The organism is Sessilibacter sp. MAH3 (genome assembly GCF_054658275.1).
Map to the genome: position 1 here is coordinate 56,073 of NZ_BAAGIE010000001.1, position 15,193 is coordinate 71,265.

The window sequence follows — 15,193 nt, forward strand, 5'->3', positions numbered from 1 at the left end:
CGAATGTAAATTAAGATTGCCGTTGGCCAACAGCTAACTCCGCCCTATTCAAAGCACGAGAAAATCCTGCCTCATTCAAAGAAGCATGAGCGGAAGAAATCAAAGAATTAATTTAATGATTTACCGGGTTTTTGAAGATGCATAAATTTGTCTTCTTCAACCCAGCGAATATTGTCTAACGTTTTTACAGACTCTATAAATTTATTCAGCGCAGCTTCACTTAAAGTGGGTTTCATAATTAAAACCCAGCGACTTGCTGAGCTGTGTTCGGCTTTTTCGAAACTCGTATCACACGGCTTTAAATCAGAAATTTCAGAAAGCATAGTTTCACTTTCTGTATCGCTAAGCGGCGTATCAAACATAATAATCACGCGTTGAGCAGGTTGTGCCATAGATATCGCGGATAGCCCAAAAATTAATAAACCCAAAAAAATAGAAGCAATGTTTCGTGCGGTCATCTTCATAATGTCAATCTGTGTAGTTTTTGCTAATTATTAGTATCAGCAAAACAATTCTGAAAAATAAACCTCGCTCACAGTCAGTATGCCAACCGGTGCGACAATTTATTGGCCCAACTTGTTTGAGTCTTAAATACCTGCGATGTTCTGTGATCAAAAAACATCTTCTCAAATAGGCCAAGAGTCTTTCAGAAACAATAAATCCAGCTTCGGTAAACGCTTAAATTGGTTATCTAGTGAAACGTTGAACCGAATAACTTCCTCATCCTATGCCTTAATTCTTAAGTTTAACAGTCCTGTTAGTAAGCCAGCTAAATACAAAAATTGAGGTGTATGAAGTTGAAATTTTAGAGAATTAGTATACAGCCCAGATTTTTAAAGAATAATTTTGACCAGTGTTTGCAAGTAATGGTCAAGTATCTTCATAAATTTCGACTTTTAACGTGAAATAGCCAAATTAATAGCGAGCTAATTTCATTACCTGTTAAATATTTCAGGATTAAATTTAGTTTCAAATTACTGAAATTAATTACCGATTTGAGACCTAATCGTCGTTGTTGGTAATTCGTCTTAAACGCTCAAATTTTTGACTATTAATGCTATTTATTCTTATTTTTTTTGGAACAGAACTTCGTTCTCTATAAAATAGATTTTTTATTAGTTTTCAAAATAGCGCGACCGCAATCGTAAAATTCACCCAAACCACCGTGGTTATTACCAAGTTTTTTTCAACCATTTCATAAACACTAACACCAATCCTTCCTAGGTAGGGTGATTCTTCAGATCACCAGCTTTATCTCGTCGAATTTATTAATCATAGGCTTGGCAATGGAAACCGAAACCCAGAGGCATAACCGACGTGTAATTTCCGGATGGCTAACCGCAGAAATTAACGATAGGAATTTCCGCGATGGTTTAGGTGCCCATATTAGAATGTGTGTTCTGAATGCTTTACAAAAAATTAACGTTGAGATGAAAAAACTCAATGCTGAACTGATTGAAAAAGAAGGCTTAGTTCCCGGCAGAAACTATGTGCTGTTTTATGGAAAAGGCGGAAACGCTTTTGATTGTGTTTTAGATCCAACAGGCGATAAAGCAACCCAAGATGGCGGAGGAACCTCCGACTGGGACACACAGATAGTGATTGATCCTTGGTTGCCGGAAAATATTCAGAATAAAATCTACGCAACTGTTGAAGATTTGGTGCAGGAGATTTTTCAATCTACAGCCATATATATTGTTCAACAAGAGCAACTACCAGAATATAAAGCCAACTCGTTTCCTCACGACTTTGTCGAACAAATAGTGGATGATTGGAATAACAGCGCAAATAGCTTAAAAAATAATTATTCTTTAAGTTTAGATTCGCCACAAAGCTTTAGAAAAATATTCGATCACGATAAAACAGGTTTATGGATAAATAACAATCAAAGCTTACCTGCCTCTGCCAATATTAAACGTCAGTGGATATCGGGCATAACATTTAATGACGCAATCAAACCCTTTGTCTTGTGGCGACTAGGTTACACGTGGCATGCAGAAGTTAAAACGAGTATTTCCGTACCAAATCAAAGCGACGCTTTAAAAAAGCCTATATTAATGGAGCTTATCGACGTTACCATTCCGCGGTCAAACACCATTGAAGCCATTGAGGTATGGTCGGCGTTGGAGAATCAACACATTCAAGTAGAACACGTTAAAGTTTCAGTTACCGACAAGCAACAACTATTAACCTCCGTAACATTACCTCTCCCGAATTTCTTTTATCATCTTTCAGAAGTCGTCGAAATGATGTGTGAAATTGCTGATGGTTCTTCTAATCATAAAGATAAGTTTCCAAAAAGAATTAAACGCTTTGTTGGTATTTGGGATGCTTTTCCACAGTCGCGACCGAAAATCATTTCATTAGTGTTAAAACGCGTAGGTGTTGATTCAAAAGATGACATCATCGATCAAAATTATCAGGTTGGTGATGGCGTTGTCGCTAAACTGATAAACGACTACATTCTCGGTACCAATGCTTGGCAAAATATGATTGCAGAGCTTGACGACGATAGTGATCCAGACAGCCCGTATTTACTGGTCAAAAAAATGATGGCTTACGTTGCAGAACAAGCCTTTGAAAGTAGCTCTGGTTTTGACGATGCTAATACCATTAATGCACAGCGAGTTGAGCAGGCAAGAAACAATTATCGTGAATTTGTGAACGGACCGGTATTGGCGCTTTTAAATCTGGCTTTTCTTAACTCAGAAATACTTCGTGGTGCAATTGGCATTGCCAGTGATGATTTAACGTTGTTAGATTTTGTTGCCGAAAATAATGTTTTGCAAATTCGCAGTGTTGGTTTTTCGGGTGTGGATAAAGCTGCGATTTTTCGTGTAAAAAATTTAATCGATTTAAAACTGGTAACGGCAAATTTTCGCTCACTGTTCGAACAAAAATTTGATAATACCTCTTTGACTCTTAGTTTTCGTAATTATCAAGTAGAAAAACTGGGCCGCTATTTTTACGAATGCATATTTATTGTGTTTAATAAAGATAAGGCCGATAGTTTTATTACATTAACAACAGGCGATGACGTGCAAATTTCAGCTGCACAGGCGCCCAATAATCTTAAAAAACAAGTTGCCGCCCTCGAAGATATTGGTCGGCAACGTAAAGTGGCTGCATCCCTTATCGACGATTATCTCATTCGTACATCACTCAGCCGGCAATACGAGGCCATTAAAAAGCTTGTAGATGTAACCTAGCTTACACCTATAGCCCGGAGAATTGGTTTCTAAAAAGTAATTTTAAGTATTAATGAGTTTCACGGAATAAATTATGACTAAGGTAACTATTTTCGGTAAACAGTATAATGATGATTCCCCTAACTTATACGATAAAGAAGTACAAATAGAATCGGACGTTATTGTTTCTGCGGTAATTCTCGGCTTTTCGATGACTCGATTTTATCAACAACAACACTGTCAGTTCGATATAGAACATCCCAACGCAAGCGATGTAGGTTCACCTGAAAAAGAAGATAAGATTATCCAAGATTGGCACAAGTTTGAAACCGTATTAAGTGCCATGTCTGCCGCGCTTGATCGGTATTGCGAGGGTAGTGGCGATTGGTTAAAAGATGGACAATCACCCAAGGGTGCCGAAGGCGAATTAATTACTGGTAGAAGTGGTGGACATCGACAAAATCCCACTGAACGTGAAAGCCCATTAACCTACAGTAAAGCGGCAATGTTAAATAATGCCGAGCGAAATAAAGACTCTGTATACAGTGGACGTGGTGCCTACACCGGTTTAGTCGATAATCCAGAAAAAGCGGATAATAATTTGTATCCAACCATGCGCGTTGAAGTTAATAAAACAGAACGCCCTTGGCCGGGAAAACACGACGAATATTGGGGATTGATTGCTCCAACTGGCAACGAGCAAATTAACTTAGATCCCAATCCCGCCAAAGGAATGGGCCCCATGCCGCAAAATACTCCTCGTGACGTAAAAGTTGGTTATATGCATGGCATGTGTACCGCAATTACCCACTGTGAACAGCAAGGGCCTTGGTGTACTCCCTATGAAATGGCTACAGGTTTACAAACCACAAAAATGGCTTCGTGTTTTCCGTGTACAACGTATATGTACAGTTCGGGATACGTTCCTTCATCCATTCATTTAGGTCGCGGGGAATCATGGGTGCCACCCAGAAGTGGGCAGCGCTTAGAAGTAAATCGATACTCCAATAGTCAACCGGTGGAGCCGTTAAATACCAATTGCGATGAAAATATTTGCGGGAATTTATCAGAATCTTGGCATAGGTCCATTTATCATTTGTTGGTGTTAGGCAGCGAAATAATATGTAATGCAAGAGCTTCGGAATTCTTCGAGACAGTACATATTAATAGAGCTTACGAGCTTTCAGAACAACTGGAAAAATACAGTTCAAAAGAACAATCGGCCACTCTTGATATTAATACACAAGGCGGTGCGTTTTTCCTAGATGCGTTATCAGTACACGACAGTGAATTAAATCGGTTACAGCGAACACTAGAACCGGCCTGTAAAACCTATGAATTTATGGAGCGTTATGTTTTTCGAACGAAAGAAAATGTACCTTCGAAAGAAAATGCACCACCGAAAGAAGCCAATCACGATTAGCTCAAATCGAACAAAATAACTGTGTATTAAAACTAAAGGTAAGTGTGAGAAATATTGAGCAAAATCGATCGGATAATTTTGAATCTAAAAGGCGTCAAAGTAGAGCGTCAGCTTTTTATTCTCGATAAAAAACAAACCGAATTGGGGCAGTTTTTTGATGCGTTTAAAAAAAACGGCTCAAGTATTTTTAAACCGCCATTCTTGCAGTAGACTCCTTAGATGATTTGTCATCTATTTAGAGGATTTTATGAGTGGCAACGTTGTTAATCTTTCCCAAGAACAAATAGACTCTTACTGGATGCCTTTTACAGGCAACCGTCATTTCAAAAAAGACCCACGTATCGTTGTTGCAGCAGAAGGGTGTTACTACACCAGCGCTGATGGCCGCAAAGTATTTGATGGACTTTCTGGCTTATGGACAACCGGCGCGGGCCATTCCAGAAAAGAAATCAATCAAGCTGTAGCCGACCAAGTTGCTCGTCTGGATTATTCGCCAGCGTTTCAATTTGGGCATCCTAAAGCGTTTGAATACGCACACCGAATTACCCAGTTTATGCCTGCGGGGCTTAATCGCGTATTTTTTACAGGGTCGGGTAGTGAAGCCGCCGACACTGCATTAAAAATAGTGCGCGCCTATTGGCGCAAAAAAGGCTTGGCAAGTAAAACCAAAATTATTGGTCGTGTAAAAGGCTACCACGGTGTTAACTACGGTGGCACAAGCGTTGGCGGTATTCCCGGTAACAAAGCGTGGTTTGGTAGCGGATTAGAGACCTACCATCTGCCACACACCATGATTCCCGGTAACGAATTCTCTAAAGGCGAGCCCGAAACCGGTGCCGAGTGCGCGAACTACCTGCTCGATTTAATTAACCTGCATGATGCCAGTAACATCGCCGCCGTAATGATTGAACCCATGTCTGGTTCTGCCGGTGTTATTCCGCCGCCAAAAGGCTATCTAAAACGTATCGAACAGATCTGTCGAGATAACAACATATTGTTAATTTTCGATGAAGTTATCACTGGTTTTGGCCGTTTAGGCTACAAAACAGGTTCAGAAGCCTACGATATACAGCCCGACATTATTAACATCGCCAAACAAATGACCAACGGCGTTATACCCATGGGTGGCGTCGTTTGTAAGCAAGAAATCTACGACACCTTTATGGAAACCGGTGGCCCAGAGTATCAACTAGAACTGCCCCACGGTTACACCTACTCTGCGCATCCCGTGGCGTGTGCGGCGGGTTTGGCAACCTTAGATCTTATTGAACGCGAAGGTCTTATCGAGCGTTCACGCAGCTTGGCGCCGGTTTTAGAACGATGCATTCACGAATTAAAAGGTTTGCCAACCGTAACGGATATTCGTAACTGCGGTATGGCCGGTGCGCTTACTCTAGAAGCCTATCCCGGTGAGCCAACGCGTCGTCCCATTGAGATTGTGTTAAAAATGTGGGAAAAAGGTTTCTACGTTCGAAACGGTGGCGATACCCTACAATTTGCCGTGCCGTTTATTGCCACAGAACAAGAAATCAGCGATCTATTCAGTGCATTGGGCGACTGCTTAAAAGCACAGTAAATAACAAGCTCTGGTTAACTCAAAAACGACTTAATCAGAGTTTCATCCGACCTTATCTCTGCCATTAGCTGTTTTATCTTTCAAAGTCCTCCCAGCGTCATAGTTCGTGGAGTAGTTTCTTAATACAGCTCTTGGTGTAATCTCTTAATTTAGAAGGTACAAATAACAGTATCTTCTAAATTACTCTAGAAAAGTCTTCGTAATCTGCTAATCTCAGCCTCCGTCATGTGCGTATTGTTGTCGTTAGCTTTAATAATCTATTGCAGAAGCCGAAAAGACATTAGCGGTTCTTTTAATAAAAACTCTTACATTCCATTAAAAAACCATAAACCCAAAGAGCTGAGTATGAGTAACATCTACGGTAAAAAATGTGTAACCACCTTAAAAAAGGGCAGTTTACTTTCAACACTGCTGTATTTTATGGCGGCGAGTGCGCAGGCAACGCTTTCAGAAGGTGAAATAGCTCCGCAATTTGCATTGCAAGCTTCTAAGGCAGGCCAAGAATTCTCATTCGATTTACAAGAAGCCCTAAAAACCGGGCCAGTGGTTGTGTACTTTTATCCGCGAGCATTTACCGCAGGTTGCACCGTAGAAGCACATACATTTGCCGAAGCCTCAGACGACTTCGCCGAATTAAATACCACCATTATTGGTGTCTCTACCGACGACATCAAAACCCTAAACGAATTCTCGGTTTCTGAATGTCGCAATAAATTCGCCGTGGCCGCAGACACAGATGCTACCGTAACTCGCGCCTACGATTCGCTAATAAAAGGTCGCGACGACATCGCCGACCGAGTCTCATACGTTATCGCACCGAGTGGTGAAATCATCCACGTACTGCACGACTCAGCACCCAAAGGACACATCTCACAAAGCCTAAACGCAATAAAAAACTGGCAAGCAACGCACGAATAATTTCCAATGTATATTAGGTCGTGATCAAGATATTCTGGAGATGCACCGGGCACTCTTATATAGTAGTAACTAAAATTAATTAATCCTTGCTAAATGTTAATTACTTTAGTTACTACTCCACAAAATCGTCGGAAACTAACTCTTGACAAGATAATTGAGCATACTAATACGACATAGCACCCGCGGCTACGCTTAGCTTACTCGTTAACAGCTTCGCCAAACCCGCGGTTTTTTTTGCTTAAAATTCAGGGAGATAATCAGAGATGGATCTTAGGGTAGCCGTTCTTGTTGATGGTTCATTTTTTTTGAAAAGGTTGCAATTTTTTAAGAGAAAGTATTACGGGCGTCAACCTGATCTATCACCTGAACAGACAGCCAAGATACTGAGTGAGTGTGTTAAGAAGCATTTGAATCATAGCGGGCAACATATATTTCAACATCTTTATAGAGTTTTTTATTATGATTCACCACCAATTGATATTAAAGCTCACTACCCATTGGTCCTGCAAGGTGAAACGAATAAGCGAGTTCTTGATTTTGCTAAAGATAGTAAAACCATTCACAGAAAAAAGATTTTTGATGAATTAAAAAAACAAAGAAAATTTGCACTGCGACTAGGAACAATTAAACATGAGAAACAATGGAAGTTAACAGATAGAGCTTTAAATGAATTGCTGGAAGGAAAGCGTTAGTTTTTAGATTTATCAAATGAAGACTTTTATTATAGGAACCTCTGATTAACCTAGAGTTTGTCGCGACACAAGGATGTGTCGCCAATTTCAAGAACGGGAAGTGATTGAAATTGTGAGGAAATTGGAAATCGCATTGTCAATTTCTGTCCTCTGATTAAATCATGGATGAGTTAATCAGAGGCTCCTATACTTTGTAACTTTGTATCGCAAATAGAACCTACGTTGGGTTTGATTCATTTTGTTGTTTGTACGTCTCGAAAATGATAGTTTTTGGTTTTATTTACCACTCATTAAATTGAAGTTGTATCTATTGCAGTACTTCTCGATTTATACTTCGTCTTTGTAACAGTTTTGATGTAATTATCTCGTTAAATTAAAAAAAGGATATTTTATGACCGATAATGTTTACTCCGCTCCAAATTCCGAATTATCGGCTGATTCGGGTGAATTAATTAAGCCAACATTGGCTCAGATTCTTTTTTCTCCAAAAGGCAGAACAACTAGAAAAACATATTGGTTAGTGTTTTTAGGTATAATTATTTTTGCAATATTGTCTGGTTTTATCTCCGTTGTTCTAGGTTTGAATGAGTCTTTCATTGGGGTGATAACAATTATTCTATATATACCAATAATCTGGATTTCTTTTGTTGTGCAAGTTAAGAGATGGCATGATCGAGACAAATCTGGTTGGTGGATTCTTATTAACTTGATTCCGGTAATTGGTGGTATTTGGGCATTTGTCGAGAATGGTTGTTTGCAAGGTACCGAAGGTGTAAATAAATACGGTCCTCCAAGTATATAATTAACATCCAATTCGAGTTAGTTCATTTAGATCGCTGTTATTAAGTTAAGGAACCTCTGATTAATTCATCCATGATTTAATCAGAGGACAGAAATTGACAATGCGATTTCCAATTTCTTCACAACTTCAATCACTTACTGTTCTTGAAATTGGCGACACATCCCTGTGTTGCGAGAAACTCTAGGTTAATCAGAGTTTCCTTAATAACAGCGATTAATTGGGTAACCGACTCAGATTTAATCATCATTCTTTCTTTTCTCATTTCAATTTATGCAGTGGTAATTGTTTCTTTGGTTTTATCACGTTCAACCCAGAGCATAAGTTGATAATGCAGCTTACCGCGTTTCAACACTTCCCTACGCTTTAACACTTCCCTAGGTTTTAACGATTCCCATCTTTTTTGGTTCTTGTATTTAATGACATATCTTTGTATCGCTAGAAAAGCTGTTCGCTGGTTTTAATTAGCAAATTTACGGCAATTGGTTCGATGAGTTATTAATCTCTGTTGATAGGTGTTATCAGTGTCTGCTGCTTATGAGGGAAGCTTTTGGTTGCCTTGTATGAACATTGCAAGAGCTGATGTTAAATACGGTGAGGTTTATGAAAACTGGCTGCGAGAGCAGTTTAGTCAAACTTTGAAGGCGAATTGAATAAAATCTGAGCTTTAGATTAGCTCGACCAAAGTTTAAGTGGCTACACACTCACACAGGAGAAATACCCGTTTGAATGTTGTAGAATTGCGCCCAAATCAACCAAAACTAGCCGATAAAGAGAAGTGCGCAATGACCACTATAATCCGTCAACAAGACCTTATCGACAGCATCGCCGACGCCCTCCAGTTTATCTCTTACTATCACCCCAAAGACTTTATCCAAGCGGTTCATCAAGCTTACGAGCGCGAAGCAAACCCAGCGGCTAAAGACGCAATGGCGCAAATTCTAATCAATTCGCGTATGTGTGCAGAGGGGCATCGTCCTATTTGTCAGGACACTGGTATCGTTAGTGTGATTATGAAGATCGGTATGAACGTACAATGGGACGCCGATTGTTCAATTGAAGATATGGTTAACGAAGGTGTTCGCCGCGCATACAACCACCCAGACAACAAGCTTCGTGCTTCTGTTCTGGCTGATCCAGATGGCGCGCGTAAAAACACCGGCGATAACACTCCTGCCATGATCACCTATAAGCTCGTTCCGGGCGATAAAGTTGACGTTCATGTGGTAGCCAAAGGTGGTGGCAGTGAAGCCAAAACCAAGTTTGCCATGTTGAACCCGTCTGACTCTGTTGTGGATTGGATTCTGATCGTATTGCCAACCATGGGCGCTGGCTGGTGTCCTCCTGGTATTTTGGGCATTGGTATTGGCGGTACCGCCGATAAAGCCATGGCTATGGCTAAAGAAGCACTGCTTGATCCAATTGATATTCAAGACTTGCAAGAGCGCGGCGCCTCTAACCGTGCTGAAGAATTGCGTTTAGAGATCATGGATAAGGTCAACAAGTTGGGTATTGGTGCCCAAGGTCTTGGCGGTTTAACCACCGTTTTAGATGTTAAAGTAAAAGATTGCCCGACTCATGCTGCCAACAAGCCAGTTGCAGTTATTCCAAACTGTGCGGCTACGCGTTTGGTGAAGTTCACCCTAGATGGCTCAGGCCCATCACTGCAAACTCCACCAAGCCTAGACGATTGGCCAGAAATCACTTGGGAAGTAGGTTCTGCACGCCGTGTTAATCTTGATGAGCTAACCAAAGAAGACGTGGCAGAATGGCAACCCGGTGAAACCGTATTGTTGTCTGGTAAGTTGTTAACCGGCCGTGATGCTGCTCATAAGCGCATGGTTGATATGATTGCCAAAGGCGAAGAGTTACCGGTTGATTTCACCAACCGCATGATTTACTACGTAGGCCCTGTTGATCCAGTTGGTAACGAAGTTGTTGGCCCTGCTGGCCCAACGACGGCCACTCGTATGGACAAGTTCACTCGTACTATGCTTGAAAAAACCGGCCTTGCTGGCATGGTGGGTAAAGCAGAGCGTGGTCCTGCGGCTATCGAAGCGATCAAAGACAACAAAGCGGTGTACTTGATGGCTGTTGGTGGTTCTGCCTACTTGGTCTCTAAGGCGATTAAAGCGGCAAAAGTGCTTGCCTTTGAAGACCTAGGTATGGAAGCTATCTACGAGTTTGAAGTAGAAGATATGCCCGTTACCGTTGCCGTAGACAGCAAAGGTGAGTCTGTTCACCAAACGGGTCCAAAAATCTGGAAAGCAAAAATCGAAGAAGGCATTATTGAAGTTAAATAAGCAGCCGTCGTGTGAAAAGGCCGGAGATCTCCGGCCTTTTTTGTATGTGAAAATTGCTTTTAATCGTAAATGTTATGGGAGGCTCACATGGGCGATAATCCGCTATTGACCGAACAACAAATTCAGCAGCAATTACAGTTGTTGTCTGGCTGGAATCTTGAGACAAAAGATAAGGTTTCTCAGCTAGTTAAGCAGTATTCGTTCAGTGATTTTCAAGGTGCAACCGCAGCCGCGCAGATACTTGCTAATTTGGCTGATGCTTTTGATCATCATCCAAAACTGATTGTAGAGTGGGGTAGCTTAACCGTTATTTGGTGGACGCATTCGGTGGCGGGTTTAACGCAACGTGATATTGATATGGCGTCCAAAACTGACCAGCAATTGATGACGGCGTAACCATTTTAAGATTTCTAAAATAAAGACTTGCGCCTGGCAATAATCATGGCATAAATCCATGGAATATATTCTTCGTTTATGAATTGTAAGAATCTCTGATTAACTCATCCATGATTCGATCAGAGTGCAGACATTGAACATGTGATTTCGAGGTTCTTCACAATTTCAATTACTCACAATTTTTGAAATTGGTGACACATCCTTGTATCGCTAGAAACTCTCGTTTAATCAGAGTTTCTCGTAATCATTCCAATAAATTTTGGAGAGCAAAATGTTAAAAACAACCACTTCTAATATTGACGGTCATCAAATTACAGAATATCTCGGGGTTGTTGTTGGTGAGGCTATTTTAGGCGCTAATATCTTTAAAGATTTATTCGGCGCCATTCGCGATATTGTTGGCGGTCGCGCTGGTGCCTATGAAAAAGAAATGGGTAAGGCTCGGCAAATTGCCTTTCACGAAATGGAAGAGCAAGCCATGAGATTAGGCGCCAACGGCATTGTTGGTATCGATATCGATTACGAAGTGATTGGTGAAAAAGGCGGCATGATGATGGTGAGTGTCAGTGGCACGGCTGTTCGGTATCGCTAAACAGAATGGATTTCTCTATGTCGCAGGTTTGGGCAGTAATTGTTTCTATAATCATTTTAATGGTGATTTACGGATACGTTTCCGCAAAAATATCTTCTCGAAAGGAGGCTAAAGTACGGAAACAATCTTTACCTGTTACTGAGGACTATATTACCGTTCATAAACGCTATAATGTTTATTTAACCGATGGTAAAAATTTTGAACAAGTTGAATTTGTTGGCGAAGTGAACGGCAGTGATGGCGTTTTTACTCTGGGCGGTTATGAAGGTATGCTTGTTTTAAAAAAGAAAGACGGTAAAAAGGTTTATCTTAAAAAAACCATTGTGAAAATGGTTGAAGAAGTATAGCTCTTGTAACCTGTGATTAGCTCCTCAATGATTAAAATTGACGACACTAAAATTGACGACACATGGTTGTGTCTCTGGAAACTCTCGGTTAATCAGAGTTTCCAATTGATAGGCAGCATATAAACATTGCTACATTAATTGTACTTAATGAAATTCAAAAAGGTTTATTTTGAGCAGTTTTTTTTGGCACGACTACGAAACCTGGGGTGCAACCCCTTCGAAGGACCGTCCTGTTCAGTTTGCAGGTATTCGTACCGATCTCGATTTAAATATTATCGATGATCCGATTAATATTTTATGCAAACCAACGCCGGATTTTTTACCGCATCCAGAAGCATGTTTAATTACGGGTATTAATCCGTTAATGGCTTTGGAAAAAGGTCTTGATGAGCGAGAGTTTGTCTCGCAAGTTCATCAACAATTGTCGGCACCAAACACCTGTGGCGTTGGGTACAACAGCATTCGGTTTGATGACGAAGTTACGCGTTACAGTTTATGGCGTAATTTTTACGACCCCTACGAGCGCGAATGGAAAAATGGCAATAGCCGCTGGGACATCATTGATATGGTGCGCTTATGTTATGCCATACGTCCAGAAGGTATTGAATGGCCAACGGTAGAGGGCGTCGTCAGTTTTAAATTAGAAAATTTATCTGCTGCCAATAATTTAATTCACGATGCCGCACATGATGCGTTATCGGATGTGTACGCAACTATTGCTTTAGCCAAATTAATTAAAACCAAACAACCTAAACTGTTTGATTATCTGTTCGAGCTTCGCGACAAGCGTAAAGCGTTCGAATTAATCGATGTCGTCACTACCAAACCGTTATTGCATGTTTCGTCACGCTTCCCGGCGGTTCATGGTTGTGCGAGTCTTATTGTTCCTTTAGCAATGCATCCTAAAAATAAAAACTCGGTTATTTGTTACGATCTTGCTCATAATCCAGATTCGTTACTGAAATTATCCGCAGACGTTATTTTAGAAAAGCTCTACACACCCACCGCCGATTTGGCAGAAGGCGAAACGCGTATCGCGTTAAAAGAAGTGCATTTAAATAAAAGCCCGGTTTTAGCAACACCTAAATTGCTTGATGAATCTGCTGCTCAACGATTAAATATTGATTTAGATTTTTGCCGCGAAAATTGGCGAAAACTAAAAGGGCATACCTTAACGAAAAAACTTAATGATGTGTTTAGTGCTAATCCGTTTAATAAATCGATAGAAGCGGAACAGTCTTTATACGATGGTTTTATCGGCAATAGCGACAAAAGTAAATGCGAACAGGTCAGAAAGGCGTCTGGTAGCGAGTTAGCCAGCACGCTTATCGCTTTTGAAGACAAACGCTTAAACGATATGTTATTGCGTTATCGCGCGCGCAATTTTCCAGAAACCTTAAGTTATGAAGAGCAAGAATTGTGGCACAGCTATCGAGTACAAAAACTTACCGAGCCACAGCCAGGTTGTTTAACCCTGGATGAATTTCACGAAAAAGTGTTTACCTTACAAGAATCTGGTCAGTTATCTGCTCAAAAAATACAGCTGTTAGAAGACCTATCAAATTACGCAGATATGATTTTATAGCAAGAAACCAGTTTTATAAAAGCGAACGCCTTAAATATTAAAACCCTGTTTAGGGCGTTATATCGCTTTATAAAACAAATGTTTTCTGTCGCGAAAAGTATTCTATATGTTGGATTAAAGGCTGTAGATGACCGGTAAACACACGCATTTTTTAAAAAATGGTTGTGAATATCGCAAAATTAATTTTTTATCGCTGGGTTATCAGATGTTAAAATAGTGTGTGTCGTCATTTAGCCGCAATTATCTAACCACTCGCCTAAGCTTAGTCACTGGCAATAGCGCCATCTTTATTTCATTTCTATCGCCTTAATTGTTACTTAATCTTGGTCTTATAGTGTCTTAACTAGTTACTATAGAAATCGATGCTTAACTGAGAGTTTCTGGTGCTGCAGTAATATGACCTCACTTTCAAGAACGGTAACTGATTGACATTGTGAAGAAGTTGAACATTGTATTTTCAAAGCCTGTGCGCCGATTAAATTATGAAGTATCTAATGGCATGCTTCAGTAGAGGCCTAGTTGGTGATTTTATATAAGCCTCAGTGACTATTGTTACCTATCAGATGAATTTATGAATGACGGTTCAATCGTATTTTCCTACCTATTAGCGTCATTGTATTGGTGAGATTAGAGTATTCTCATAGAAGAAAAAAATTCAAACTATTTTAGTCTGTGATGTATAGTGATTGAAAATTCCTACAGATATCGTGTAACACTGTGGTTTTTGAAGAAGCTCTTGGAATTATAAATATAATTAAGGTTAATCCATGAAAAAAGTGGCAGTATTTGTTGATGTTCAGAACGTTTATTACACGGTTAAGCAAGCGTATAAAAGGAATTTCAATTACAACGAGTTTTGGTCAGAAATTTCACAACTTGGCGAGGTTGTAAAAGCCTACGCTTATGCGATTGATCGTGGTGATCGTAAACAAGAAGAATTTCAAAATATTCTGCGAGCTATCGGTTTTGAAGTGAAGTTAAAACCTTATATTCAGCGATCAGATGGTTCAGCGAAAGGCGATTGGGACGTAGGCATTACCCTGGATGTCATGGACGTCTCAGACAGTGTTGATATCGTTATATTGGTCTCCGGTGACGGCGATTTCGATTTGCTGGTGGATCGCGTTAAAAATAAGAAAAATAAAATCGTCAAAGTATATGGTGTTCCACAATTAACAGCCTCATCATTAATGAATGCGGCTTCGGTGTACGAACCCATCAATGAAAAACTTCTTATGAATTGAAAATCGCAATTTAACCGTTTTAGTCTTCTTGAATTTCTCTTATTTATGGGTGTTTCAAAAACCTCTGAAATGCATCAGAGGTTTTTTTAATTGTTTCTAGGAAACTCTGATTAACTCATCCATGATTTAA

The 15,193-nt window shown here is 40.2% G+C and carries 13 protein-coding genes; 12 read left to right on the forward strand and 1 reads right to left on the reverse strand.

The annotated features are described in order from the left end of the window. Nucleotides 1-107: 107 nt before the first annotated feature. A complete protein-coding gene (locus ACYQ2C_RS00270; RefSeq protein ID WP_460048862.1) occupies nucleotides 108-464 on the reverse strand; it encodes a hypothetical protein in 357 nt (118 codons plus the stop codon). 822 nt (nucleotides 465-1,286) lie between these two features. On the opposite strand from ACYQ2C_RS00270, the gene ACYQ2C_RS00275 reads away from it, so the two are divergent. From ACYQ2C_RS00275 to ACYQ2C_RS00330, 12 genes are all read left to right on the forward strand, one after another. After that, the gene (locus ACYQ2C_RS00275; RefSeq protein WP_460098850.1) at nucleotides 1,287-3,209 is read left to right on the forward strand and encodes a hypothetical protein; all 1,923 of its coding nucleotides are present in this window, start codon (nucleotides 1,287-1,289) and stop codon (nucleotides 3,207-3,209) included. Nucleotides 3,210-3,282: 73 nt separating this feature from the next. Then, nucleotides 3,283-4,611 (forward strand): hypothetical protein, encoded by a 1,329-nt coding sequence (locus ACYQ2C_RS00280; RefSeq protein ID WP_460098853.1) that lies wholly within the window; start codon nucleotides 3,283-3,285, stop codon nucleotides 4,609-4,611. A 247-nt stretch (nucleotides 4,612-4,858) separates the two neighbouring features. Continuing rightward, the gene (gene aptA / locus ACYQ2C_RS00285; RefSeq protein ID WP_460048858.1) at nucleotides 4,859-6,187 is read left to right on the forward strand and encodes an omega-aminotransferase AptA; all 1,329 of its coding nucleotides are present in this window, start codon (nucleotides 4,859-4,861) and stop codon (nucleotides 6,185-6,187) included. A 345-nt stretch (nucleotides 6,188-6,532) separates the two neighbouring features. Continuing rightward, nucleotides 6,533-7,105 carry a peroxiredoxin gene (locus ACYQ2C_RS00290; protein WP_460098857.1) on the forward strand — a complete coding sequence of 191 codons (573 nt, stop codon included), beginning with the start codon at nucleotides 6,533-6,535 and terminating at the stop codon, nucleotides 7,103-7,105. Between the two features lie 263 nt (nucleotides 7,106-7,368). After that, nucleotides 7,369-7,797, forward strand: a complete 429-nt coding sequence (locus tag ACYQ2C_RS00295) for a PIN domain-containing protein (protein ID WP_460098859.1) — start codon at nucleotides 7,369-7,371, stop codon at nucleotides 7,795-7,797. A gap of 391 nt (nucleotides 7,798-8,188) precedes the next feature. Then, complete coding sequence (locus tag ACYQ2C_RS00300; RefSeq protein ID WP_460098861.1) at nucleotides 8,189-8,599, forward strand: DUF805 domain-containing protein; 411 nt, start codon at nucleotides 8,189-8,191, stop codon at nucleotides 8,597-8,599. 782 nt (nucleotides 8,600-9,381) lie between these two features. Next, entirely contained in the window at nucleotides 9,382-10,899 is a 1,518-nt protein-coding gene (locus ACYQ2C_RS00305) for a fumarate hydratase (RefSeq protein WP_460098864.1), read from the forward strand. An 87-nt stretch (nucleotides 10,900-10,986) separates the two neighbouring features. Beyond that, nucleotides 10,987-11,295 carry a 4a-hydroxytetrahydrobiopterin dehydratase gene (locus ACYQ2C_RS00310; RefSeq protein WP_460048328.1) on the forward strand — a complete coding sequence of 103 codons (309 nt, stop codon included), beginning with the start codon at nucleotides 10,987-10,989 and terminating at the stop codon, nucleotides 11,293-11,295. 271 nt (nucleotides 11,296-11,566) lie between these two features. Beyond that, a complete protein-coding gene (locus ACYQ2C_RS00315; RefSeq protein WP_460048326.1) occupies nucleotides 11,567-11,887 on the forward strand; it encodes a heavy metal-binding domain-containing protein in 321 nt (106 codons plus the stop codon). A 17-nt stretch (nucleotides 11,888-11,904) separates the two neighbouring features. Beyond that, on the forward strand, nucleotides 11,905-12,234 hold the full coding sequence (locus ACYQ2C_RS00320; RefSeq protein ID WP_460048325.1) for a hypothetical protein: 330 nt from the start codon (nucleotides 11,905-11,907) through the stop codon (nucleotides 12,232-12,234). A gap of 169 nt (nucleotides 12,235-12,403) precedes the next feature. Beyond that, nucleotides 12,404-13,819, forward strand: a complete 1,416-nt coding sequence (sbcB, locus tag ACYQ2C_RS00325) for an exodeoxyribonuclease I (protein WP_460098869.1) — start codon at nucleotides 12,404-12,406, stop codon at nucleotides 13,817-13,819. 767 nt (nucleotides 13,820-14,586) lie between these two features. Continuing rightward, nucleotides 14,587-15,063, forward strand: a complete 477-nt coding sequence (locus ACYQ2C_RS00330) for an NYN domain-containing protein (protein WP_460048322.1) — start codon at nucleotides 14,587-14,589, stop codon at nucleotides 15,061-15,063. The last annotated feature ends 130 nt before the right edge of the window (nucleotides 15,064-15,193 follow it).